25 protein-coding genes and 1 pseudogene are annotated in these 24,002 nt (G+C 71.4%); 19 read left to right on the top strand and 7 right to left on the bottom strand.

Features of this window, described 5'->3' with window-relative positions; translation table 11 throughout:
• Positions 1–408 precede the first annotated feature (408 nt).
• Both AC5WS8_RS01820 and AC5WS8_RS01815 read left to right on the top strand, forming a co-directional pair.
• Entirely contained in the window at positions 409–999 is a 591-nt protein-coding gene (locus tag AC5WS8_RS01820; RefSeq protein WP_496101451.1) for a hemerythrin domain-containing protein, read from the top strand.
• A 244-nt stretch (positions 1,000–1,243) separates the two neighbouring features.
• Positions 1,244–1,807: a hemerythrin domain-containing protein gene (locus tag AC5WS8_RS01815; RefSeq protein ID WP_496101450.1), complete on the top strand. Its 564-nt coding sequence runs from the start codon at positions 1,244–1,246 to the stop codon at positions 1,805–1,807.
• 12 nt (positions 1,808–1,819) lie between these two features.
• On the opposite strand, the gene AC5WS8_RS01810 is transcribed toward AC5WS8_RS01815, so the two are convergent.
• Positions 1,820–2,191, bottom strand: coding sequence for an ANTAR domain-containing protein (locus AC5WS8_RS01810; protein WP_496101449.1), 372 nt, complete (start codon positions 2,189–2,191; stop codon positions 1,820–1,822).
• Between the two features lie 101 nt (positions 2,192–2,292).
• Positions 2,293–3,378: a non-homologous end joining protein Ku gene (gene ku / locus AC5WS8_RS01805; RefSeq protein WP_496101448.1), complete on the bottom strand. Its 1,086-nt coding sequence runs from the start codon at positions 3,376–3,378 to the stop codon at positions 2,293–2,295.
• A gap of 246 nt (positions 3,379–3,624) precedes the next feature.
• Between ku and AC5WS8_RS01800 the strand changes: the two genes are divergently transcribed.
• The 3 genes from AC5WS8_RS01800 to AC5WS8_RS01790 all read left to right on the top strand — a co-directional run bounded on the left by AC5WS8_RS01800 (position 3,625) and on the right by AC5WS8_RS01790 (position 8,113).
• A complete protein-coding gene (locus AC5WS8_RS01800) occupies positions 3,625–4,830 on the top strand; it encodes an EfeM/EfeO family lipoprotein (protein WP_496101447.1) in 1,206 nt (401 codons plus the stop codon).
• A gap of 23 nt (positions 4,831–4,853) precedes the next feature.
• Entirely contained in the window at positions 4,854–6,074 is a 1,221-nt protein-coding gene (gene efeB / locus AC5WS8_RS01795; RefSeq protein WP_496101922.1) for an iron uptake transporter deferrochelatase/peroxidase subunit, read from the top strand.
• 227 nt (positions 6,075–6,301) lie between these two features.
• Positions 6,302–8,113, top strand: a complete 1,812-nt coding sequence (locus AC5WS8_RS01790) for a phospholipase C (protein WP_496101446.1) — start codon at positions 6,302–6,304, stop codon at positions 8,111–8,113.
• Between the two features lie 59 nt (positions 8,114–8,172).
• Here the strand turns inward: AC5WS8_RS01790 and AC5WS8_RS01785 are convergent, their stop codons facing one another.
• Complete coding sequence (locus tag AC5WS8_RS01785; RefSeq protein ID WP_496101445.1) at positions 8,173–8,967, bottom strand: inositol monophosphatase family protein; 795 nt, start codon at positions 8,965–8,967, stop codon at positions 8,173–8,175.
• Positions 8,968–9,070: 103 nt separating this feature from the next.
• On the opposite strand from AC5WS8_RS01785, the gene AC5WS8_RS01780 reads away from it, so the two are divergent.
• The 3 genes from AC5WS8_RS01780 to AC5WS8_RS01770 all read left to right on the top strand — a co-directional run bounded on the left by AC5WS8_RS01780 (position 9,071) and on the right by AC5WS8_RS01770 (position 11,764).
• The gene (locus AC5WS8_RS01780) at positions 9,071–10,048 is read left to right on the top strand and encodes an AsnC family transcriptional regulator (RefSeq protein WP_496101444.1); all 978 of its coding nucleotides are present in this window, start codon (positions 9,071–9,073) and stop codon (positions 10,046–10,048) included.
• A 137-nt stretch (positions 10,049–10,185) separates the two neighbouring features.
• The gene (locus tag AC5WS8_RS01775) at positions 10,186–10,587 is read left to right on the top strand and encodes an SseB family protein (protein WP_496101443.1); all 402 of its coding nucleotides are present in this window, start codon (positions 10,186–10,188) and stop codon (positions 10,585–10,587) included.
• 91 nt (positions 10,588–10,678) lie between these two features.
• The gene (locus AC5WS8_RS01770) at positions 10,679–11,764 is read left to right on the top strand and encodes a hypothetical protein (protein WP_496101442.1); all 1,086 of its coding nucleotides are present in this window, start codon (positions 10,679–10,681) and stop codon (positions 11,762–11,764) included.
• Positions 11,765–11,793: 29 nt separating this feature from the next.
• On the opposite strand, the gene AC5WS8_RS01765 is transcribed toward AC5WS8_RS01770, so the two are convergent.
• The 4 genes and pseudogenes from AC5WS8_RS01765 to AC5WS8_RS01750 all read right to left on the bottom strand — a co-directional run.
• Positions 11,794–12,672: an aldo/keto reductase gene (locus AC5WS8_RS01765; RefSeq protein WP_496101441.1), complete on the bottom strand. Its 879-nt coding sequence runs from the start codon at positions 12,670–12,672 to the stop codon at positions 11,794–11,796.
• Between the two features lie 206 nt (positions 12,673–12,878).
• Positions 12,879–13,268, bottom strand: coding sequence for a MarR family transcriptional regulator (locus tag AC5WS8_RS01760; protein WP_496101440.1), 390 nt, complete (start codon positions 13,266–13,268; stop codon positions 12,879–12,881).
• 81 nt (positions 13,269–13,349) lie between these two features.
• A complete protein-coding gene (locus AC5WS8_RS01755; protein WP_496101439.1) occupies positions 13,350–13,709 on the bottom strand; it encodes a VOC family protein in 360 nt (119 codons plus the stop codon).
• 155 nt (positions 13,710–13,864) lie between these two features.
• Positions 13,865–14,068: pseudogene (locus AC5WS8_RS01750) on the bottom strand (substrate-binding domain-containing protein); the annotation flags it as partial.
• Between the two features lie 253 nt (positions 14,069–14,321).
• Between AC5WS8_RS01750 and AC5WS8_RS01745 the strand changes: the two are divergent.
• The 11 genes from AC5WS8_RS01745 to AC5WS8_RS01695 all read left to right on the top strand — a co-directional run bounded on the left by AC5WS8_RS01745 (position 14,322) and on the right by AC5WS8_RS01695 (position 23,998).
• Positions 14,322–14,609, top strand: a complete 288-nt coding sequence (locus tag AC5WS8_RS01745; protein ID WP_496101438.1) for an ArsR/SmtB family transcription factor — start codon at positions 14,322–14,324, stop codon at positions 14,607–14,609.
• 167 nt (positions 14,610–14,776) lie between these two features.
• On the top strand, positions 14,777–15,739 hold the full coding sequence (locus tag AC5WS8_RS01740) for an SMP-30/gluconolactonase/LRE family protein (protein ID WP_496101437.1): 963 nt from the start codon (positions 14,777–14,779) through the stop codon (positions 15,737–15,739).
• A 191-nt stretch (positions 15,740–15,930) separates the two neighbouring features.
• Entirely contained in the window at positions 15,931–16,407 is a 477-nt protein-coding gene (gene crcB, locus AC5WS8_RS01735; RefSeq protein WP_496101436.1) for a fluoride efflux transporter CrcB, read from the top strand.
• A gap of 34 nt (positions 16,408–16,441) precedes the next feature.
• Entirely contained in the window at positions 16,442–16,816 is a 375-nt protein-coding gene (locus AC5WS8_RS01730; RefSeq protein WP_496101435.1) for a DUF190 domain-containing protein, read from the top strand.
• A 9-nt stretch (positions 16,817–16,825) separates the two neighbouring features.
• Entirely contained in the window at positions 16,826–17,194 is a 369-nt protein-coding gene (gene crcB, locus AC5WS8_RS01725; RefSeq protein ID WP_496101434.1) for a fluoride efflux transporter CrcB, read from the top strand.
• A gap of 90 nt (positions 17,195–17,284) precedes the next feature.
• On the top strand, positions 17,285–18,118 hold the full coding sequence (locus AC5WS8_RS01720; RefSeq protein ID WP_496101433.1) for an undecaprenyl-diphosphate phosphatase: 834 nt from the start codon (positions 17,285–17,287) through the stop codon (positions 18,116–18,118).
• 197 nt (positions 18,119–18,315) lie between these two features.
• The gene (locus tag AC5WS8_RS01715; RefSeq protein ID WP_496101921.1) at positions 18,316–18,993 is read left to right on the top strand and encodes a FadR/GntR family transcriptional regulator; all 678 of its coding nucleotides are present in this window, start codon (positions 18,316–18,318) and stop codon (positions 18,991–18,993) included.
• Positions 18,990–20,432: an amino acid permease gene (locus AC5WS8_RS01710; RefSeq protein ID WP_496101432.1), complete on the top strand. Its 1,443-nt coding sequence runs from the start codon at positions 18,990–18,992 to the stop codon at positions 20,430–20,432. The genes AC5WS8_RS01715 and AC5WS8_RS01710 overlap by 4 nt, the downstream gene beginning before the upstream one ends.
• Positions 20,433–20,443: 11 nt before the next feature.
• Positions 20,444–21,457 carry an asparaginase gene (locus tag AC5WS8_RS01705; protein ID WP_496101920.1) on the top strand — a complete coding sequence of 338 codons (1,014 nt, stop codon included), beginning with the start codon at positions 20,444–20,446 and terminating at the stop codon, positions 21,455–21,457.
• A 49-nt stretch (positions 21,458–21,506) separates the two neighbouring features.
• Entirely contained in the window at positions 21,507–22,919 is a 1,413-nt protein-coding gene (aspA, locus tag AC5WS8_RS01700) for an aspartate ammonia-lyase (protein WP_496101431.1), read from the top strand.
• Between the two features lie 146 nt (positions 22,920–23,065).
• Positions 23,066–23,998, top strand: coding sequence for a glutaminase (locus tag AC5WS8_RS01695; protein ID WP_496101430.1), 933 nt, complete (start codon positions 23,066–23,068; stop codon positions 23,996–23,998).
• The last annotated feature ends 4 nt before the right edge of the window (positions 23,999–24,002 follow it).

The following is a 24,002-nucleotide window of genomic DNA, read 5'->3' as shown; positions in this document are numbered from 1 at the left end:
ACGGCTCCCTGTGCTCCTGGGCGGCTCGTTCCGGTTCCGTGGCCTCCGCCTCGGTCGGTGGCCTGACGGCCGTGAACCACAGGGGCCCGAGGTGCCCCAGCTTGCCGTGGTGCTCGTCGAGGGGGCGTACTCGATGCGGCGGATCTCCACTCCCGGCTTCCGCGGTGGTGCCGATGTGCCGGCGATGGCGCCTCCCGTGTGCCGGTTCGCCCCGGGTGGCACGATCTTCCCCGGGCGCCGCGGGTCAAGAGGCGCGTCGCAACGGCAGCCGTTCCGCGTCACGGGGCGGCGTGAAGGCGGCGAGCGGGAAGATGCCCCGTGACGCGACCCATGCACCTTTCATCCCGTTTGTCCCGGGTGAGATGGGGTTACCCGCCCAGTGAACGACGCTCAGAGGAGGGCAGTGCCGTGAGCAACGCGACGATGGAACGCAGGGAAGCGGCGAGGCTTCCGGAAGGCGACGTGGTCCGCGTCCTGCTGGAGCAGCACGCACGTATCCGAGACCTGTTCGACGGCGTGAAGAGCGCGCGGGGCGAACAGAAGAAGCAGACCTTCGACGAGCTGAGGGCGCTGCTGGCGGTGCACGAGACCGCCGAGGAGCTGATTCTGCGCCCCACCGCGAAGAAGACGGCCGGTGAAGCCGAGGCCGACGCCCGCAACCACGAGGAGGAGGAAGCCAACAAGGTCCTCGCCGAGCTGGAGAAGATGGACGTCGCCAGCGCCGAGTTCGACGCGAAGTTCGCCGCTTTCGAGAAGTCCGTCATCGACCACGCCGAGCACGAGGAGCAGGAGGAGTTCCCCGCGGTCCGCAGCGGTTGCGACGAGGAGCAGCTCAAGAAGCTCGGGACCAGGTTCCAGATGGTCGAGAAGGTCGCACCGACCCATCCGCATCCCACGGCTGCGGGATCGCCCGCGGCCCAGTCGCTGACCGGCCCCTTCGCGTCCATGGTCGACCGGGTGAAGGACGCGATCTCCGGATCGTCCGGCCGAGGCACGTGAGCACGCCCTCGCACTGGGCACCGGCAGACGGGCGACGCCACCGTCGGCGGACACCGGCGGTGGCGTCGCCCTGTCGGCAGGCACCCTCAGAACTCCGCCCTACAGCAACTCCCGCTGGACCATGGCCGAACGCCGGCCCGACGGCGACACCCGGTTATCCGCCCGTCGACGGGGGCACCCGGTGTGCCGGGCGAGCCCTCGTGGGGTCGCCGTATCCAGCCGGATGCACAAGGAGGCGTTGGACATGGGTCATGGAGGGAACGTCATCAACGAGCTGGTGACGGACCATCGGGAAGTGGAGGAGCTCTTCGGCCGCATCGAGGCGCTGCCGCCCGGCGACAAGGACCGCAAGGTGTACGCCGACCAGGCCGTCATGGAGCTCGTGCGTCACTCGGTGGCCGAGGAGGCCTACCTCTACCCGGCCGTCCGCCAGTACCTGCCCGACGGGGACGCGGTGGCCGACAAGGAGATCGAGGACCACTCCAAGGCCGAACAGATCATGAAGGACCTGGAACGCCACGAGGCAGACGACCCGGAGTTCGACCGGCTCATCGGGATGCTCATGACCGAGATCCGGTCCCATGTGGCCGACGAGGAGGGAAACCTCTTCCCCAGGCTGGGCGAGACGGCTTCCGCCGAAGCCCTCGACGAACTGGGCGACAAGGTCCGGCGGGCGAAGCGGACGGCACCGACCCGCCCGCACCCCGCCGCCCCGGACAAGCCGCCGGCCAACAAGCTGCTCGCGCCCGGCGCCGGCCTAGTGGACCGTATCCGTGACGCGCTCACGGGGCGCGGCGAGAAGGACTGACCGGGGACCGGTTCACCGGCCGGTCCGGTCGGCGCGGGAGCGGATCTCGTACCGGCCGAGCGCCTGCCGCAGCTGGTCCAGCTCGGGGTCGGGCAGGGTGTCGCCCTGCGCGAACCTCAGGATGTGCTCGGCGACGACCCGCAGCTTGGTGTTCGTGTGCTGGGAGACGTCGCGCAGCACGCACCATGCCTCCTCCGGCGCGATCCGCCCCAGCACGGCCACGGCGCCCATCGCCTGGTCGATGGTGGCATGGGAGGCCACCGCCTGCCGCAGCTGCGCGTTCTCCTCGTGCAGCCGCTCGTTCTCCGTCGCCAGGTCGGCGGGGGAGAGCAGATGCGCGGGCGGGTGCGGAGGGTGCCGCTTGGATGTCGCGTGGAACGCCATGGTGTGCCCCTGGATGAACGAGTGGCCGCAGTTCCAGCTTCCCCCAGGTCGGCGCCGTGGACGACCCGGACGTGCGCTGTCCCCGTCGGCCGCGCTCGTGCTCAGGCGCTGCGCGGCCGACGGGCCGTCCTCTTCTCCGCGGTCCCCTTCGCCGCGGCCTTCTTCGCCGTGGCCCCCTTCGCCGCGGCCTTCTTCTGCGGGGTCTCCTTCTGAGCGGCCTCCTGCCCGGCGGTCCGCGCCGCGGTCTTCGTCCCGGCCTTCGCCGCGGTCTTCTTCGTGGTCTTCTTCGCGGCGGCTTTCTTCGCCGTGGTCCTCTCGGCCGGTTCCTTCTTCGCCGCCCGGCCGGCGGTGGCCTTCTTCTTCGGCAGCTCGTGGACCTCCGCCTCGGCGTCCGTCTCCTCGCCGCGGGAGGCCTTCGCCTGGGCCACGGACGCCTGGAGCGCGGTCATCAGGTCCAGCACCTTGCCGGGCCCTGCCTCCGGCTCCGGCATCTCGGGCGGCTCCTGCCCCTCACGTCGGGCCTCGATCACCTGCTCGAGCGCTTCGGTGTAGTGGTCGACGAAGTCGGGCCCCTCGAGGTCCTCCCGGGTCATGCGATCGATCAGGTGTTCTGCTTCGGTGATCTCGTCGTCGGAGAGCCGGACCGGCTGCGGAGCCAGCTCCCCCGGGTCGCGGATCTCGTCGGGCCAGTGCATCGCGTGCAGCACGATCGCCTCGTCCCGCACCCTCAGCAGCCCGAGCCTCTCCCGGCCGTGCCAGGCGAACTTCGCCACCGCGGCCTTCGACGTGCGCTCGAGCGCCTTGCGCAGCAGCGCGTACGGTTTCGCGGCGACCGCGCCGGACGCCTGCAGGTAGTAGCCCTCTCCGATGCGCAGGGGGTCGATCGACCCGGCCGGTACGAACGCGGTGATCTCGATGGCCTTCGCCGTCGGCAACGGCAGTTCACGCAGCTCCTCGTCGAGCACCGGCACGACCCGGTCCCGGGACAGCTCGTAGCCCTTGCCGATCTCCTCGGGCGGGACCTCGCGGCCCTCCAGCTCGCAGTACTTGCGCACCCGGACCCGGCCCATGTCCTCCACGTGGTACTGGTGGAAGCGGATGCTGTGGTCCTCGGTCGCGGGCACCACGTTGACCGGAATCGTGACCAGTCCGAAGCTGATCGCTCCCGACCAGATGCTGCGGGGCATCGCAGACCTCCGTGACATGCCCCGAGGGCACCAGCGTACGGGGGGTGCCGGCCCGAGGCCCGGTGAAGCGGTCCGCAGGACTGACGACGGCCGCGGCGAGCCCTCGGTGAACCGCGGCCGAACTCTTGGTGTCCGTCTCTGTCGCAGGGCTGTTCGGGCGTACGGTGCTGCCTAACATCAGGTGATCGCGCCCGCAACCGGGCGCGTCGGTACGTTCGCACGTCGTCCGGGGAGGCGCGGAGCAATATGCCGGTGCCCGACCTCACGTCACGGCGGGCCCGACTCTGGGCCGCGGGCGGAACCCTTCTCGCCCTGGCCCTGGTGGCGGCGCTGCTGGCCACGACCTTCGGCGGAGCCCGGCGCGCGCGGGCCGCCGCCGACGACGGGCTGCCGCACACCACCGTCGAGGTGTCACCGAGCGGCTGCGGCCGGGGCTGGAACCGGCCGGTCGCCGGGCTGCAGGTCTTCGATCTGCACAACACCTCCAGCGGCCCCGCCGAGGTCTATCTCGAGGACGCCCGCACCCGGGCCGTCCACGCCGAGATGGAGGGCCTCGCCCCGGGCACGACACGCGCGTTGACCGTGCGCCTCGGCAAGGGCTCCTACGCTTTCGTGTGCCTGCCGGACGACGCCGACGCGGTCACCGGTCCCACCGTCCGTATCGCCTCGGGACAGCCCGGGCCGGCGGCGGCCCCGGTCACCGAGCACGACCTGATCCCCCTGGCGATCGACTACCAGAAGTGGGTCGCGAGCGGTCTGGACGAGGTCGTGCAGCTGACCGGGCGGCTGAAGGACGCCGTCGACCGGGGCGACCTCGCCGGGGCTCGGGCCGCCTGGCTCCCGGCGCATCTGGAGTACGAACGACTGGGCGCGGCCTACGACGCCTTCGGCGACGCGGACAAACAGATCGACGCAACGGACGCAGGCCTGGCCGAAGGCGTCCACGACCCGTCCTTCACCGGCTTCCACCGCATCGAGTACGGCCTGTGGCACGACCGGACCACCGCCGCCCTGCGCGCCCCGGCGGACGCGCTCGTCAAGGCGGTCACGGCGCTGCGCGACAGCTGGGCCCAGGCCCGTATGGACCCGGCACAGCTGGGCCTGAGGGCCCACGAGATCCTGGAGAACACCGTGCAGTTCGAGCTGACCGGGCGAACCGACTACGGCAGCGGCAGCAACCTGGCAACCGCCCGCGCCAATCTCGACGGCGCCCGCGCCGTGCTCTCCCGGCTGCGCCCCCTGCTCGCCACCCGGTACCCGGACCTGTCCGGCCTCGACCGGGCGCTGGACCGCGCCCGGCGCACCCTGGACGGCTTCCACCACGGCGGCAGCTGGACGCCGCTCGACGGCCTGGACCGCACGCAGCGCGAGCAGGTCGACGCGGCCCTCGGCGACCTGGTCGAGCGGCTCGCCCCGGTGGCGACCCTCTGCGACCCGCGGAGGACGGTGTGAGCGCGTCCGCGGAGACGAACGGGGTGAACGGGGTCGGACGGCGCGGCTTCCTGCGCGGCGCCGCCCTCGCGGGGGCCGGACTCGCGACGGGCGGCGCGGCGGCCCCGGCCGCCACCGGCGGCACGAGTACGGCGCCCCTCGCGCCGTTCCACGGCGCCCACCAGCAGTCGCTGCTCGCCGCCCCGCGCCGGGTCACGGTGTTCACCGCCCTCGACGTGACCGCACGCAGCCGCGCGGACCTCGTCGACCTCCTGCGCGCCCTGACCGCCCGCGCCCGCTTCCTCGCCTCGGGCGGCACGCCCTCGCCCGTCGGGATCACCGGACCGCCCGCCGACTCCGGCATCCTCGGCGAGCGGCTGCCCTCCGGCGCACTGGCGGTGACCGTCGGCGTCGGCGCGTCCCTGTTCGACGACCGGTTCGGCCTCGCCGGTCACCGCCCGCGCAGGCTCACGACGATGCCGTCCTTCCCCGACGACGACCTCAGACCCGAGTGGTGCCACGGCGACCTCAGCCTCCAACTGCACGCCGACGACACGGACACCGTGCTGCACGCCCTGCGTGACATCGCCCGGCACACCCGCGGCGGCCTGCAGGTCCGCTGGCGCCTCGACGGATTCTCCAGCCCGCCCCGCCCCTCGGGCACACCACGCAACCTGATGGGCTTCAAGGACGGCACGGCCAACCCGGACCCGGCCGACGCCCGCGAGATGGACCGCCTGGTGTGGGTGGGCCGCGGCACGGGCGAACCGGAGTGGGCCGTCGGCGGCAGCTACCAGGTCGTCCGGCTGATCCGCATGCTCGTGGAGTTCTGGGACCGGGTCTCCCTCTCGGAGCAGGAGCGGATGTTCGGCCGGTCCCGCCGGACCGGCGCACCCCTGGACGGGAACGCCGAGCACGACACGCCCGACTACGCCGGTGACCCCAAGGGCGACGTCATCCCGCTGGACGCCCACATACGCCTGGCCAACCCGCGCACCGCGACCACGGCCGACCAGCGGATCCTGCGCCGCGCCTACAACTACGACGCGGGGATGGACAGCAACGGCAACCTCGACATGGGGCTGCTGTTCTGCTGCTACCAGCAGGACCTCGCCCGGCAGTTCGAGACCGTGCAGCACCGCCTCGCGGGCGAACCCCTCACCGACTACATCAAGCCATTCGGTGGGGGCTACTTCTTCGCGCTGCCCGGTGTGCGGGACGGCGACGACTGGTACGGACGGGAACTGCTGGGCGGGACGTCCTGAACCGTGTGGGCTGGTGACGGGTCCGTCCTGAACTCCTGTGCGCCTGCCGCCGGGTCAACAGTCGGTCAAGCTTTCCCTTTTCTTCCCTGACCCGGTGTTCACTTGACCGCCACCGCGCCTCCAGCATCGTGCCGTTCGTTGAGCAGAGCATCTCTGACCGTATGGCGCAATGACGTTCGTGGCCCGGAAGGTGAACCACCATGTCCAGCAGGGGAAGACGAGTAACCATGAGGAGCCTCGGCGCGCTCGCGGGCGCCGCCGCGCTCACTGCCCTGGGGGCGAACGCGCCCGCCTGGGCGGCCGTGCCGGACGGGACCCACTCCTCGACGGCCACGCCCATCAAGCACGTGGTCGTTTTGTTCGGCGAGAACATCTCCTTCGACCACTACTTCGCGACCTATCCGAAGGCCGCCAACACCGACGGCACGAAGTTCACGGCGTCGAAGAAGACCCCGAAGCACATCGACACCCTGGCGAACGCCGGGCTGCTGACGAAGAACCCCAACCAGTACGCGCCCAAGCGGCTCACCCCGTCCCAGGCCATGACCTGCGACCAGAACCACGGCTACGGGCCCGAGCAGTACGCGTACAACGGCGGGAAGAACGACCAGTTCGTCCAGAACACCGACTCCGGCAAGTGCTCCGGCACCCTCTTCGGCGAGCCGGGCCTGGTGATGGACTACTACGACGGCAACACCGTGACCGGGCTGTGGAACTACGCCCAGCACTACGCCCTCAACGACCGCTCCTACAGCTCGGTCTACGGCCCGTCCACGCCCGGCGCGCTCAACCTGGTCTCCGGTCAGACACACGGCGTCATCTCCGTGGACCCCGCCACCGGCACCGAGAACCCCAGGCAGACCACCACGCCGGACGCGTACACCGTCAAGTCGCCGGACGCCCAGGGCGTCGGCACGGTCGTCAACGACCCGGACCCGGCCTACGACGACTGCTCCGGCAAGGACCACACCAGCAAGAACGCGCTGGCCGCGATGCAGGGCCGGAACATCGGTGACGTGCTCAACTCCAAAAAGCTCACCTGGGGTTGGTTCCAGGGCGGATTCCGCCCGTCCACCGCCTGGGACGGCAAGCAGGGCGACTACGCCAAGTGCGACACCACGCACACCAACGTCGGCGGTGCCGCGGTCGTCGACTACAGCCCGCACCACTCGCCGTTCGAGTACTACAAGTCGACGTCCAACCCGCACCACCTGCCGCCGAAGAGCGTCGACGAGATCGGCCACAACGGGCAGGCGAACCACAACTACGACCTGACCGACTTCGACGCGGTCCTGAAGGCGGGCAAGCTGCCGGCGGTCAGCTTCCTCAAGGCCGCCGAGTACCAGGACGGTCACGCCGGCTACTCGGACCCGATCGACGAACAGCACTTCCTGGTGAACGAGATCAACGCGATCCAGAAGTCGCCGCAGTGGAAGTCGACCGCGGTCGTCATCGCCTACGACGACTCCGACGGCTGGTACGACCACGCGTACGCCAAGCCGCGCAACGGCTCCGCGGACACCTCGATCGGCTCCAACGGCAAGGCCACCGACAGCCCGGCCTGCCAGGCGGGTCCGGCCGCGTCGGGCGGCTACCAGGACCGCTGCGGCCCCGGCACCCGTCAGCCGCTGCTCGTGGTCTCCCCGTACAGCAAGGTCAACAAGGTCGACCACACGCAGACCGACCAGTCCTCCATCATCCGCTTCATCGAGGACAACTGGCACACCGGCCGGATCGGTGACCACTCCTTCGACGCCACCGCCGGTTCGCTGGCGAGGATGTTCGACTTCCGGCACCCCAACAACAAGCAGGTGCTGCTGAACGCCGACGGTTCCGTGCGGTCGGTCGGCCCGATCCACCCCGTGAAGGCCGTCGCCACCAGCATCACCCCCGGCCCGGCGATGCAGAACACGGCCGCGAGCACCAACGCCTCGTCGTTCCCGTCCGTCCCGGTGGGCATCGGGGTGGGCGCCCTCGTCGCTGCCGGTGCGACCGGCACCTTCCTCACCCTGCGCCGCAGGGACCGCGCGGGCGCCTGACCCGGCATCCCGGGCACACATGGGCGGTGGCCCCGGCGATCGGGGGCCACCGCCCGCACCTATCGGCCCCGGTGCCCGAGGATCTCCACCAACTGCCGGTGGAGTCCCGCCGGTGCCACGAGGAAGCTGTCGGATTCCGCGGTCCAGGGGCGGCCCCCGGTGTCGGTGACGAGGGCGCCGGCCTCGCGGGCCACCAGGGCGCCCGGGAGCAGATTCACGGCGTCGCGGCCGAACTGCCAGTAGGCGTCGAGGCGTCCGGCCGCCGTGTCGGCGATCTGCCACGAGGTGGGGCCCAGGTTGCGGATCGCACCCACGTGAGGCAGCAGGGCGGCCAGCGAGCGTCCGGCCTCCTCTGCCGCCTTCGGCTGCCGGGTGATGAAGGGGGGATGGCTGCCGGCCACGACGGCGGCTGCCGGGTCGGTCCTGGCCGACGCGGCGATCGGCCGCCCGTCGCGGGTGGCACCGCCACCGAGGGACGCCAGGTAGGTCTCGCCCAGCAGGGGAGCGTGCAGGGCGGCCGCCACGGGCTCGCCGTCCCGGACCAGCGCCAGGCTCACGCAGAACTGCGGCAGGTCCTGCAGGAACTGCACCGCTCCGTCCACGCAGTCGACCACCCACACCTCGCCGCCGGGCAGCGGGGCGAGGCCGTCCAGCTCCTCCGCCCAGGGGGCGCCGGGCCGCAGCACGTCCAGGTGCCGCCGCATCACGGCGACCGCCGGCTCCTCCAACGCCTCGAAGGACCGGGCGAGTTCCACGCGGGAGGCAGCGGGGGTCGGGCGGGGAGTGGCCGAGACCAGCGCGCCCACCTCCTGGACGGCGGCGGCCATGGGGGCGAGCAGATCCTCGTACGACATCTCGGGCTCCTTGCGTCGGTGCGTCGCTTCCCTGCGCAGATCCTCCGCACTGCCGGCCCCCCCGGGTCCCTCCACCGCGCCCGGGTGAGCGATACTGCCGTCCATGGCCCTCGAACCGGCTGATCCCGTACTCGACGAGCGCGACCAGCGGCTGATCGCGGCGCTTCAGTGCGACGGCCGGCTCACCGCCGAGCGGGCGGGTGAGGTCCTCTCGATGAGCCCGCGCACCGTGCACCGGCGCTGGCAGACCCTGTTCGCCGACGGCGTCTGCCGGGTCATCGCACTGCCCGCCCGGCCGGACTCCGTGGGCGCGCTGTTCCTGCGGATCCGAATGATCGGCAGCAGGCTCGACGCGCTCACCGCCGCGCTGGCGGCCCGTCCCGACGTCCCGTTCATCGACGTCTCGGCGTCCGGCGACGAGATCCTCGCCGTCTCCTGGACCCGCCCCGGCACCCGGGACCACCTGGTCTTCCGGGACCTGCCCGCCACCCGAGCCGTCACCTCCGTCGCGGCGGACACGGTCCTGCACGTGTTCGCGGAGGCCTCGGACTGGCGGCACGACGTCCTCAGCGACGCCGAACGCGCCGCGCTGACACCCCCGCGGCCACCGGGAGCCGCCACGGCGGGGCCGCCGGACGCCGTCGACCGTGACATCCTCGCCGCGCTGGAGGACGACGCCAGGGCACCGGCGGCTGCCGTCGCCGCGCGCACCGGACACCCGGACTCCACGGTCCGGCGCCGCATCGCCCGGCTCACCGGCGCCGGCCGGCTCCGCACCCATGTCGTGGTCGATCCGAAGCGGCTCGGGCTTCTCATCGACGCCAACCTGATGGTGCGGGTCGCACCCGGCCGCCTCCACGAGGTGGGACGCACGCTGGCCGGGCACCCCGCGGTGCACGGCGCCTTCGCCACCACCGGCGCGTCCAACCTGCACCTCGCGATCTGGGCACGGGACCTCGACGGCCTCTACCGGTTCGTCACGCGGGACCTCGGCGGCCTGGACGTCGACGGCGCCGAGACCGTGATCGTGGGCCACGCGGTCAAACGACCCGGGAAGGGGCTCGGCGGACGGGCCGGATGAGCCCCGCGCGAGGCGTCGGGCCGACACCTGACCGGCGCCTCATGCATGGCCGGGCGCGGGACGGGTACGCGAGGCGGGAGTGCGCCCGGAGCCGCTGGTTCCAGGGCATGCCCGCCCGTACAACCTGGGGATTTGCCATGGACATTCCGGACAAGAACCACCACCCGACCGCGGCCCAGTCGGCGCTGGACACCCTTGCGGTGGATGCCGGGGACGCGGAGGCGCTGGACACGCTGGCCGGGAGCGATGTGCTCGTCCCCGTGCCGGACGACGCCAGCGAGGAGGACGCCAACAACCCGAACACCGTCGCGCTGCCCGTCCTGGAGCAGCCGGACGGCGAACAGACCGTGCCGGTGTTCACCTCCGAGACCGAGATGGCGGACCTGCTGCCGTTCGTCTCCCGCTACCGCCTGGTGCCGCTCGGCGCACTCGCGTCCCAGTGGCCCACCAGCGACCTCACCCTCACCATCGACGCGGCCTCCCCGCACGGCCTGACCCTGAACTCGGACGGGGTCCGCACCCTGCTGGCGCGGCCGTAGGCCTGACCGCACGGCGGCGCCGGGGGCCACCCCCGGCGCCCCGGAGCACCGCGGTGCCCAGGCAGGCAGGGCGGCGGTCCACAATGACCGCATGAGATGGATCTCCGGCGTGGCCGGCGCGCTGGTGCTGGTGACCGTGCTTTCCAGCATCGTGCGCACCCTGGTGGTGCCGCGCGGGCTGTACTCCATTCTCGTGTACCGCCTGTGGTGGGCGCTGCGGCGGCTGCTGCGGCTGGCCGCGCCGAGGGGACGCTACGAGGACATCGACCGGGCGCAGACCTGGCTCGCCCCGCTGATCCTGATCGGCATGCTCGCCCTCTGGCTCGGTGGGGCGCTCGCGGGTTACGGCCTGCTGTTGCACTCCCTGTCCCCGCTGACCTGGAGCAACGCTTTCCGGGAGGCGGGCTCCAGTCTGTTCACGCTCGGCTTCGCCGGCGGCACGCGGCTGCGGCTGTCCGCGCTGGACTTCGTCGCGGCAGCCACCGGGCCCGTGGTCATCGCCCTGCAGATCGCCTACCTGCCCACCCTGTACGCCGCCTACAACCGCCGGGAACTGGAGGTCACCCTGCTGCAGTCCCGGGCCGGCGAGCCCGCCTGGGGCCCGGAGATCCTGGCCCGTCAGTGGCTCGTCGACACCGAGACCGCGCTGCCCGAGCTGTACCGCGCGTGGGAGCGGCTGGCCGCCGACATCGGCGAGAGCCACTCCACCTATCCGGTACTGATCTCGTTCCGCTCGCCGCGCCCGTACCGGAACTGGCTGGTCGGGATGCTCGCCGTCATGGACGCGGCGGCGATGCAGCTGTCCCTCGCGCCGCGCGCCGCCCCACCGGAGGCCCGCCTGGTGCTTCGGGCCGGGTTCACGGCCCTGCGCGACATCGCCCGCTCGCTGCGTTTCCCGTTCGAGGCGGACCCGGCGCCTGACACGCCGATCCACCTCCCGTTCACGGAGTTCGACGCGGCCGTGGCGATGCTGGAGGCGACGGGCTTCACGGCGGAGCGCACGGCGCGGGAGGCATGGCCGCACTTCCACGGCTGGCGGGTCAACTACGAGGCGATCGCCTACGAGCTGTGCCGCCGCTGCGACGCCGTACCGGCACTGTGGAGCGGTCCCCGGGACTTCGACTGCCCCGCGATCCCGCCGCGCCGCCCGGTGGACCGACGGCCTGCGGCGGGGTGAGCGCCGGCCCGCTGCGGGCCGCGGGTGGATCAGGCGCCGACGGAGCCGGCCAGCGCGGAGAACTCCTCGTCGGTGAGTGAGATCTCGGCGGCTGCGGCGTTCTGCTCCAGGTGCGAGACGCGCGAGGTGCCGGGGATGGGAAGCATCACCGGGGAGCGGCGCAGCAGCCAGGCGAGCGCGAGCTGTGCCGGGCTCGCGCCGTGCTCCTTGGCAGCGCTGTCCAACGGCCCGCCGGCACGGGCGAGTTCACCCGTGGCCATCGGGAACCAGGGGATGAAGGCCAGGTTCTCGCGCTCCGCGTATTCCAGCACGTCCTCGGCGCTGCGGTCGGCCAGGTTGTACAGGTTCTGCACCGAGACGATGTCCGCGATCTCGCGTGCCTGGCCGATCTGCTCGACGGAGACCTCGGACAGGCCGATGTGCCGCACCTTGCCCTCCTGTTGCAGCAGCACCAGTTCCCCGAGCTGCTCGGCCAGCGGCACCTTGGGATCGATACGGTGCAGCTGGAAGAGGTCGAGGCGTTCCACACCGAGGTGACGCAGACTCAGCTCCGCCTGCTGGCGCAGGTATTCGGGCCTGCCCACCGGACGCCAGTCGTCCGGCCCGGACCGCGTGAGACCGGCCTTGGTGGCGATGACGAGGTCGTCCGGGTAGGGGTGGAGCGCCTTGTGGATCAACCGCTCGCTGACGAAGGGCCCGTAGGAGTCGGCGGTGTCGATGAAGTTCACCCCGAGTTCCACCGCGCGCCGCAGCACACGCACGGCTTCGTCGGGGTTCTCGGGCTCGCCCCACACGCCGGGGCCGGTCAGTTGCATGGCTCCGTAGCCGAGCCGGTGGACGGGCAGGTCACCCCCGAGGGAGAAGGTGCCGGACGCCGCAGCGGGGCGGGAGACGGAGGGGCTGGTCATGATGGGTCCCTTCGGACGACGGGACGGGCGAGTGCGTCGTGGATGCCCGAGTGCTCGTACCCGCACCGCGTACCCGAGCGCCCGGCGGCCATGTGGCCGCAGCGTCTTCGCCCGGCTGTGCCGTGCCGTTCGCCGACGCATCCTCTGCTGTACCCCCATCGTGGTCCGTCGACGGCCGCGGCGCACCCCGATCGAAGGCCGGGGCCCTACGACGTGAGCATGCGGGCGAGGACCTCGCGTTGCAGCGGCAGGACCTCGGCGTGCAGCGCGCGGCCCTTCCCGGTCAGGGCGACCCAGACTCCGCGCCGGTCCTCCTCGCACACCGAGCGCCGCAGCAGACCGTCCTTCTCCAGCCGTCCGATCAGCCGGGACAGTGCGCTCTGGCTCAGATGGACGCGCTCGGCGAGGTTCTGCACCCGGCACTGGTCGCCGTGGGCGGGTGTCTCGGCGGCGAGGATGTCGAGGACCTCGAAATCGCTGGCGCCCAGGCCGTGGGGATGGAGAGCGCGGTCGATCTCGCACATGGTGCGTGCGTGCACCGACAGGATGTCCCGCCACCGGTCCTCGAGCCGGGCGCCGGCCGTCGTCACTGCCATACCCGCACGGTAACAGAAAAGCCCCTGTTCAATTACGCTGCAACTAGTGTGTGCGCAGGCACTTGGTGGAGGGCGAACCGGTTACTCGGCCGGGCCGGCGGGGTCCTGGAAGATGCCCACGAGGTTGCCGTCCGCGTCCCTCGCCGAGGCGATCAGCCTGCCGCCGCCGACGTCCTGGACGTCCTGCAGCACCTCGGCCCCGGCGTCCACCAGCGCCCCGAGCCGGGCCCTGATGTCGGACACCTGCCAGAAGGGCACCGCCCCGGTCAGCCCCTTGGCGTGTCCGTTGGGGTCGAGACCGATCTCCTGCCCGGCGACCCGGAACCCCACGTAGTACGGCTCGTCCACGTACGGTTCCGTCTCCAGCAGGGCGCTGAACAGGGACTTCGCCCGGGCCAGGTCCTTGACGGGGTAGACGACGGTCTTCAGGCCGGTGCTCATGGGTGCCTCCGTGGTGAGGGGGCCGGCGTCGTTCGCCGGTGGTTCCACGCTACGGCGGGGGAGCGGAGGTCGGCTTCTTCGAAACTGACCGGTCGCAGGGCAGGCGGCGCGGCGCCGTCCGCTGGGCCGGGCGGCGCACCCGTGCGACCGTGAGGTCACGCCGACTCGCGTCCGACCAGTTCCGTCGGCAGGATCACCGCCGCCGGCTCCTCGCCGCCGATCCGCGCCGGCAGGACGCGGACCATCTCGTTGCTGATCCGGTCCCACGGCTGACGGACGGTGGTGAGGGCCGGGCTGACCGCCGTGGCCGCGGGGGAGGCGTCGACACCGCCCACCGCCACGTCCTCGGGGACCCGGCGGTCCGGCACGGGGTGGTGGTTCGACAACGCGGTGGCGAACGTGCCCTGTTCGACTACGGCAACAAGGCCACACCGGCCATGAACTGGTTCCGCCACCGCTGAGGCACCTGTCGAGGAACGGCCCGGCCGTATGCGGTCGGGCCATTCCCGTCCAGGCGTCTTTTTTGCAACGCCAGTTCGGCCCGATAGGGGCTCGGCCCGGCACCGTCCGTCACGGCACAGTGGGACCAGAGGGCGGTACGGAAGGGACGAGATGCTGAAGAGACCCGCCGGAGACAGGCGGTTGCGGATCCTGGAGTGGCTGAAGGACCCGGGGGCCCACTTCCCGCCCCAACGGCACCCCGACCTCGCCGAGGACGGCGTCACCGCGGCCGCCATCGCCTGCAAGCTCGGCGTTCCCCGCTCGGTCGCCGAGTCCGACCTGCGCCTCCTGGCCGCCATCGGCCTCCTCCGCGCACGGCGAATCGGTCGCCGGACCCACTACCGCAGCGACGAGGTACGGATTGCCGAGGTGGCGCGGATGTTCGAGAAGAGTTGGTGAGCGCTCCTCCGTCGCGGCGGCTTCTGCTCCTTCCCCGGGCGTGGAAGCGAAGGCGTGGGAGACTCGGGCACGCGGCATGGTCCGATCCTCCCGAGGCGTACCGCAGTCCGGGCGTGCGGCTGCGAAGACGGACCGCCCCACGACAGTTCATCGAAGGGCAGGCGCACATGGACCGATCCACGGCTCTCGTCCCGATCCGTTACGTCGACGTCGGCGGCCGCGGGCCCGAAGACGTCGTCGCCGACGCCCGCGGTCGCGTGCTGACCGGTGTCGAGGACGGCCGCATCCTGCGCGTGGACGGACTCGCCGAGCCCGCGCGTACCCGTGTCGAGGTGCTCGCCGAGACCGGTGGCCGCCCCCTGGGTCTCGAACTCCTCCCGGACGGCGACCTGTTGGTGTGCGACGCGCACCGCGGACTGCTGCGCATCCACCTCCAGGACGGCACCGTGCGAGTCCTCGCCGACTCGGTGGCGGGGGAGCCCCTGCGGTTCTGCAGCAACGTCGTCGCCGTGTCCGACGGCACGCTGTACTTCACGGTGTCCAGCCGGTGCCACCCGTTCGAGCAGTGGGTCGGCGACATCGTCGGGCACACCGGAACGGGACGGCTGCTGCGGCTCGTCCCCGGCGCCGACGCTCCCGAGGTGCTCCTGGAGGGGCTCCAGTTCGCCAACGGCCTCGCGCCGTCCAAGGACGAGTCCTTCCTCGTCGTCGCCGAGACCGGAGCCCGGCGCCTCATCCGCTACCGGCTCACCGGGCCACGGGCCGGCCGCGCCGAGCCCTTCCTCGAGGACCTGCCGGGAATGCCGGACAACCTCTGGCGCGGAGGATCCGACGGGCCGATCTGGGTCGGGCTCGCCGGGCCCCGCGTCCCCGCTCTGGACCTGCTGCACCGCGCCACCCCGGTCGTGCGCCGCGCCGCCGCCCGGCTCGCGGTGCGCGTCCCGTACCGCCCGGCTGCCATGGCCGGTGCCCTCGCGGTCGACGACGACGGCCGCGTCCGCCGGCACCTCGTCCACCGCCCCTCCGGCTTCCGCATGGTCACCAGCGCCTGCGTCGCCGACGGCCGGCTCGTCCTCGGGAGCGTCTGGGAACGTGGCGTCGCCGTGTGCGAGCTGCCCGGCACCCCTTAGCGGGCGCTCGACCCCCGGGTGTGCGCGGTCGCGGTGCCCAGCGGTAATCTGTTCCCCGGCCGCGATCATGCCCCGCGGCGCGGCGGTGGGGCCCGCCGTACCCGAACCGCGGCAGTGCCGCCGCCAACGGTCCCTACTTGCGATGAGCGTGCCCGTCCGGCAGGGCCCCGGCGAGTAGGAGAAGTACGTCCATGCCAGTCCCGCACCCCAAGAGCGCCGACACGACCGGTGCCCCGTCCCCCGAGCCCGCGCGGCGGCCGTCGCCCTGGCACGGGCAGGGACCCGTCGTCGCGGTCGTCGCCCTCGGCGGCGGCATCGGTGCGACGGCCCGCTACGGCGCCTCGCTGCTGTGGGCCGCCCGGGCCGGGGAATTCCCCTGGACCACATTCGGGATCAACCTCGCCGGCTGCGCCGTGATCGGCGTCTTCATGGTCGTCATCACCGATGTGTGGGCGGCCCACCGGCTGGTGCGGCCCTTCTTCGGCACCGGTGTGCTCGGTGGCTTCACCACCTTCTCGACGTACGCCGTCGACATCCAGAAGCTGGTCGACGCGGGCCATCCGCGCGCCGCGCTCGCGTACCTGTTCGCGACCCTTCTCGGGGCCCTCGTCTCGGTCCGGCTCGCGATGCAGGCCACCCGTCGCCTCCTGGCGTGGCGGCAGCGATGAACGACACCACCGACCGGCGCCCGCGGAGGCGGCTATGACACGACTGACCGGCAGGGCCCTGAGACTGACCGTCTTCATCGGGGAGCACGACACGTGGCATCACAGGCCGCTCTACAGCGAGATCGTGCACCGGGCGCATGCCGCGGGCCTCGCCGGTGCGAGCGTCTTCCGCGGCATCGAGGGGTTCGGTGCCTCCTCGCTGATCCACACCTCCAGGCTTCTGTCGCTGAGCGAGGACCTGCCCGTGGCCGTCGTGATCGTCGACACCGAGGAACGGGTCCGCGCCTTCCTGCCCCGGCTGGACGAGCTCGTCACCGAAGGGCTGGTGACGCTCGACGACTGCGAGGTCATCCGGTATGTCGGACGCGGGGCGACCGGACGCGGGGACACCGGACGAGAGGACAGGTGAGAACTCGTTGTGAATTGGCTGCTGGTCATCGTCGGGGCCATGGCGGGCGCCCCCCTGCGCTACCTCACCGACCGTGCGGTCCAGGTCAGGCACGACACGGTCTTTCCGTGGGGCACCCTGGTGGTCAACGTGACGGGCTCACTGCTTCTCGGTCTGCTGACCGGGGCCGCCGCGGCCGGACACGTCTCCCCGCACGTGCAGCTGCTGCTCGGCACGGGGCTGTGCGGGGCCCTGACCACGTACTCGACGTTCTCGTACGAGACACTGCGGCTGACCGAGACCGGGGCCGGGTTCTACGCTGCCGCCAACGTCGTCGCCGGCGTGTCGGCGGGTCTCGGTGCGGCTTTTGCCGGGGCTCTGCTCGCCCAGGCCCTGTGACCTGGTCGGCGGCCGTCACCCGCGCGTAGTACAACTTCCTCAGCACCACTGTCTACAGCACTGTCGACCAACTCCTCAGAACTGGATCCCATGAGCGTCATCAACGTCGGTCAGGCCGCCGTCCTCGGAGTCGTCGAGGGATTGACCGAATTCCTCCCCGTGTCCTCGACCGGCCATCTCAAGATCACCGAGGGGCTGATGGGGATTCCCGTCGACGACCAGGCCGTCGTGGGCTTCTCGGCCGTCATCCAGGTCGGCGCGATCGCGGCCGTGCTCCTGTACTTCCTCAAGGACATCGTGCGGATCGTCTCGGCCTGGTGTCGGGGACTGTTCAACAAGCAGGAGCGGTACCACCACGACTACAAGTTCGCCTGGTGGGTGATCGCCGCCACGATCCCGATCGTCGTGGTCGGCCTGGCCGCCAAGCCGCTGATCGAGGGGCCGCTCGCCTCGCTGTGGGTGGTGGCGGGCTCGCTGATCGTCGGCAGTGCCGTGATGTGGTGCGCGGACCAGATGGGCCGGCACAAGCGCGGCGAGGACGACACCTCGTTCAAGGACGCGATGCTGGTCGGCAGCTCGCAGATCCTCGCCCTGCTCTTCCCGGGCTTCTCCCGCTCCGGCGCCACCATGTCGACCGCGCTCGTCCTGGACCTCGACCGGGTGGCCGCCACCCGCCTCTCGTTCTTCCTGGGCATCCCGGCCCTCACCGGCGCCGGCATCTACGAGCTGAAGGACGCCCTGGGTACGGGGGTCGGCGCCGCGCCGCTGGTCGTCGGTACGATCGTGTCGTTCGTGGTCGCCTACGCCTCGATCGCCTGGTTGCTGAAGTTCGTCGCCAAGCATTCCTTCAACGCCTTCGTGATCTACCGGATCGTCGTCGGCGTGGCGCTCTTCGGTCTGCTGGCCACCGGCAAGCTCAGCTGACCGACCGAGCCCCCTCCCGCGAGCGGCGCCCCAGCGGATCGCAGGGGGCCGGGAAGCCGATATTCAGGCGATCCGGCCCCCTGAAAGTTTCCTTACGCGACCCCCTTGACAGTCCCGTCCCGTTACCCGGAGGATCAACCCCCGTGAACCTGTCAGACAGCCAGACAGGTGGTCGGGGGCCGCGGCGCGTCAGCGCGATGGAAGCGGTCCTCACCCACCTTCGCGGCGCCATCGAGCGCGGCGAGTACGCGATCGGTGACAAGCTCCCCTCCGAGGCCGAGCTGTGCCGCACCCTCGAGGTCAGCCGCCCCGTGCTGCGCGAGGCCCTGCGGGCCCTGCAGACCATGGGCCTGACCGTGTCCCGGACCGGCAAGGGCACCTTCGTCGTCGCCGACGCCGTCGAGGACCCGACCTTCGGCGACTACGCGGCGAGCGACCTGCTGGAGGTGCGCCGCCACGTCGAGATCCCGGTCGCCGGGTACGCGGCGCAGCGCCGCACCCCGGAGAACCTGGACCACCTGGCCCATCTGCTGGACCGGATGGAGCGGGAGACGGACACCACCGCGTGGGTCGCGATGGACACCCTCTTCCACCTCGCCGTGGCCGAGGCCGCCCAGAACCCGGTCTTCCGCCGGGTCATCGAGGAGATCCGCGACGCACTGGCGCGTCAGTCGGCCTTCCTCAACGAACTGGGCGGCCGGCGTGAGCAGTCCAACCGGGAGCACCGGGCGATCGTCGAGGCGCTGATGGACGGTTCCGAAGACGACGCGGTGGCCGCCATGGCCCACCACCTCGACCGCGTCGAGACGACCCTCACCGACATCCTGCGCCCCCGGCGCACGGATCTCCCCACGGAAGGCGGACCAGAGGCGTGAGCGAACAGCACCTCAAAGAAGAGACGCGCCCATCGTCCGGTCACGTCGACGCCGGAGACGCGGGCTACAGCAAGTCCCTGAAGTCCCGGCACGTCAACATGATCGCCATCGGCGGTGCCATCGGCACCGGCCTCTTCCTCGGCGCCGGCGGCCGCCTCGCCGACGCCGGCCCGTCCCTCTTCATCGCGTACGCGGTCTGCGGCGTCTTCGCCTTCCTGGTGGTGCGCGCACTCGGCGAACTCGTCCTGTACCGGCCCTCGTCCGGCGCCTTCGTGTCCTACGCCCGGGAGTTCCTCGGGGAGAAGGGCGCCTACACCGCGGGCTGGATGTACTTCCTCAACTGGGCGACCACCGGCATCGCCGACATCACCGCCGTGGCCACCTACACCCACTACTGGGGCATGTTCTCCGACATCCCGCAGTGGGTGATAGCGCTCATCGCCCTGGCCGTGGTCCTCACCGTGAATCTGATCTCGGTGAAGATCTTCGGCGAACTGGAGTTCTGGTTCGCCATCGTCAAGGTCGGCGCGCTCGTGGTCTTCATGGCGATCGGCATCTTCCTGCTGGTCACCCAGCACAAGGTCGACGGCAGCGCCCCCGGCCCGTCCCTGATCACCGACCACGGCGGCGTCTTCCCCAACGGTGTGCTGCCGATGCTGCTGATCATCCAGGGCGTCGTCTTCGCCTACGCCTCCGTGGAACTGGTCGGTGTCGCCGCGGGGGAGACCGAGAACCCCGAGAAGATCATGCCGAAGGCGATCAACTCGATCATGTGGCGCGTGGGGCTGTTCTACGTCGGCTCGGTCGTGCTGCTGTCGATGCTGCTGCCCTGGAACAAGTACTCCGCAGGCCAGAGCCCCTTCGTGACGGTCCTGTCCCACATCGGTGTTCCGGCGGCCGGCGGCGTGATGAACCTCGTCGTGCTCACCGCGGCCATGTCCTCGCTCAACTCCGGCCTGTACTCCACCGGCCGCATCCTGCGCTCCATGGCGATGTCCGGCTCGGCGCCCAAGTTCACGGCGCGGATGAGCCGCAGCCAGGTCCCGTACGGCGGCATCCTGCTCACCAGCGGGATCTGCGTCCTCGGTGTCGGCCTGAACTTCGTGGTCCCGGCGGACGCGTTCGAGATCGTGCTGAACTTCGCGGCGATCGGCATTCTGTCCACCTGGGGCATGATCATGCTCTGTCACCTGCTCTTCTGGCGGAAGACGCAGCGGGGCGAGCTGTCCCGGCCCGGCTACCGCCTGCCCGGCTCCCCGTGGACCGAGATCGTCACACTCGGCTTCCTCGCCTCCGTGTTCGTCCTGATGTACGCCGACGGCGGCGCGGGCCGCACCACCGTGCTGTGCCTGCCGCTGATCGTCGCCGCCCTCGTCGCCGGCTGGTACGGCGTCCGCGGCCGGGTCGACCGCGGTGCATCCTCCAAGGTGAATGTGTGAACCACGCAGTGTTGTACGGAAGTCCGGTGGCCGGGGCTCCTGCGATCCGGGAGCCCCTGCACGCCCCAGTCGCCCACCTCGTGCGAGGTGGGGTCATAGAAGGCATCCACTACGGCTCGGTCGTCGTCCTCGGCGCCGACGGGAGCGTGGAGCTGCAACTCGGTGACATCGAGGCCGCCTTCTACCCGCGCTCGGCGCTCAAACCCGTCCAGGCGGCGGCCATGGTGCGCGCCGGGCTTCCGCTCGACGGGGAACTGCTGTCGCTGTCCGCGGCCAGCCACTCCGGAGAGGAGCGGCATCTGGCCGGCACCCGGCGGATCCTGGAGCTGGCCGGTGCCACGGCGGACGATCTCGGCAACGTCCCGGACCTGCCGTACGACCCGGTCGTGCGCGACGACTGGATCCGCGAAGGGCGCCTGCCCTCCCGGCTCGCCCAGAACTGTTCCGGAAAGCACGCGGCCATGCTGTACACCTGCAGGGTCAACGGCTGGCCGCTGGAGGGCTACCTCGACCCCGCACACCCCCTCCAGCAGGCCATCGCCGAGATCGTCGAGGACCTCACCGGCCAGGCGATCGCCCGGGTGACCGTCGACGGCTGCGGCGCGCCCCTGTTCTCCATATCGCTGCACGGTCTCGCCCGCGCCGCCGTCCGCATCACCACCGCGCCGGCCGGCACCCCGGAGGCGCGGGTGGCGGACGCCGTACGCGAGCACGCCGAGATGGCGTCCGGCTCCGGGCGCGACGTCGCCGCGCTGATGCGGGCCGTTCCCGGGCTGCTCGCCAAGGACGGCTTCGAGGGCGTCCAGGTCGCCGCGCTGCCCGACGGCCGTGCCGTCGCGGTGAAGATCGCCGACGGGGCGAACCGGGCACGGATCCCGGTCGCCGCCGCGGCCCTCGCCCGCGCCGGCGTGGACCCGGCGGTGCTCGCCGAGTTCGCGGGCGAACCGCTGCTCGGCGGGGGCGAGCCGGTCGGCAGCGTCCGGCCGGTCCGCGCGCTGGACCCCCTCGTCCGTACCCGCGCCTGACCGAACCCTCCACCTCGTTCGTCCACCTCCGAAAGAGGCCCGCACTGCCATGACCGCCGTAGCCCACCGCAGCGAGCACGACCTGCTCGGCCACCGCGACATACACGCCGAGGCGTACTGGGGCATCCACACCCTGCGCGCGAAGGAGAACTTCCCCATCACGGGGACGCCGATCGCCGCCTACCCGCATCTGATCGACGCTCTGGCCGCCGTCAAGGAGGCCGCCGCCCTGGCCAACGAGGAACTCGGCCTGCTGGAGCCGAAGAAGGCCGCCGCCGTCGTGGAGGCCTGCCGTGAGATCCGTGACGGCAAGCTGCACGACCAGTTCGTCGTCGACGTCATCCAGGGCGGTGCGGGCACCTCGACCAACATGAACGCCAACGAGGTGATCGCCAACCGGGCGCTGGAGTTGCTCGGGCACGCCCGGGGCGAGTACCGGTACCTGCACCCCAACGAGGACGTCAACCTGGGCCAGTCCACCAACGACGTCTATCCGACCGCCGTCAAGATCGCGACTGTGTACGCGGTGCGCGGGCTGCTGAAGGCGATGGCGGTGCTGCAGGACGCCTTCGCGGCCAAGGCGGTGGAGTTCCGTGACGTGCTGAAGATGGGCCGCACCCAGTTGCAGGACGCGGTGCCGATGACGCTGGGGCAGGAGTTCTCGGCGTACGCGGTGATGCTGGAGGAGGACCGCAGCCGGCTGGCGGAGGCGGCGGAGCTGATCCACGAGATCAATCTGGGCGCCACGGCGATCGGCACGGGCCTGAACGCTCCTGCCGGATACGCCGAGGCCGCACGCCGGCACCTGTCCGAGATCACCGGTCTAGCGCTGGTGACGGCGGTGAACCTGGTCGAAGCCACCCAGGACTGCGGGGCGTTCGTGCAGATGTCCGGTGTGCTCAAGCGGATCGCGGTCAAGCTCTCCAAGAGCTGCAACGACCTGCGGCTCTTGTCGTCCGGGCCGCGCGCGGGTCTGAACGAGATCAATCTGCCCCCGGTGCAGGCCGGTTCGAGCATCATGCCCGGCAAGGTCAACCCGGTCATCCCCGAGGTCGTCAACCAGGTCGCCTTCGAGGTGATCGGCAACGACGTCACCATCACCCTGGCCGCCGAGGCCGGCCAGCTCCAGCTCAACGCCTTCGAGCCGGTCATCCTGCACTCCCTCTCCGAGAGCATCACCCACCTGGAGCGCGCCTGCCTCACCCTGGCCGAGCGGTGCGTCGCGGGGATCACGGCCAACGAGAAGGAGCTGCGCGCGGCGGTGGAGAACTCCATCGGCCTGGTCACCGCCCTCAACCCGTACATCGGCTACGAGGCGGCCACCGGCATCGCCAAGGAGGCCCTCGCCACCGGGCGCGGAGTCGCCGAACTCGTCCTGGAGAAGGGCCTGCTGCCCGCCGAGCGGCTTCAGGCGCTGCTGCGACCCGAGGTGGTCGCGGGCAGCGGCTCCCCGGCGGTCTGACCCTCCGGTCGCCAGGGAGAACGGGCCTCGGGGCGGTGGTCGCCGGCTGCCGCCCCATCGGGGGGAGCAGCCTCCACCGGGTCGTAGGATCCCTCGCATGATCACGAGGTACGTCAGATGAGCGGTTCGTCCCGGGGAGCGGCACGATGGTGACCATGGCCCCGCCGCTGAACTTCCAGCCCGTGCTGGAACGCATCGCCGAAGAGATGGAGCAGCGCCCCGGTCGCGGCCGGGCCGCCGACTACATACCGGCGCTCGCCGCCCTGGACCCGCGCCGCTTCGGCATGGCCGTCGCCGAACCGGACGGCACGGTGTACGGGGTGGGGGAGTGGCGGCAGCCGTTCTCCACCCAGTCCATCACCAAGGTCTTCACCCTCGCCCTCGACCTCGCCCGCGAGGGTGACGCGCTGTGGGAGCACGTGGGGCGGGAGCCGTCCGGCAACCCGTTCAACTCCCTGGTCCAGCTGGAGTACGAGAACGGTATCCCGCGCAATCCCTTCATCAACGCGGGCGCCCTCGTCGTCACCGACCGGCTGCACACCCGCACCGGTGACGCGGCGCGCACCCTGCTCGACTTCCTGCGCGCCGAGAGCGGCAACCCCGGCCTCTCCTTCGACACGGAGGTCGCCGCCTCCGAGGCGACGCACGGCGACCGCAACGCCGCCCTCGCCCACTTCATGGCGTCCTACGGCAACATCGGCAACCCGGTGCCGGTACTGCTCGAACAGTACTTCCGGCAGTGCTCCCTCACCGCGTCCTGCGCGGACCTCGCCCTCGCCACCGGCTTCCTGGCCCGGCACGGCATCCGCGCCGACGGCACCCGGCTGCTGACCCGCAGCCAGGCCAAGCAGGTCAACGCCGTGATGCTGACCTGCGGCACGTACGACGCGGCGGGCGACTTCGCCTACCGGGTGGGCCTGCCCGGCAAGAGCGGCGTCGGCGGCGGGATCATCGCCGTCGTGCCCGGCTGCTGCACCCTGTGCGTGTGGAGCCCCGGCCTCGACGAACGCGGCAACTCCGTCGCGGGCGTCGCGGCACTCGACCGCTTCACCACGCTCACGGGGTTGTCCGTGTTCTGACCGG

This window comes from Streptomyces sp. PTL18, assembly GCF_059510295.1.
The sequence above is the reverse complement of the archived record's forward strand: the minus strand, read 5'-3'. Positions and strand labels throughout refer to the sequence as shown.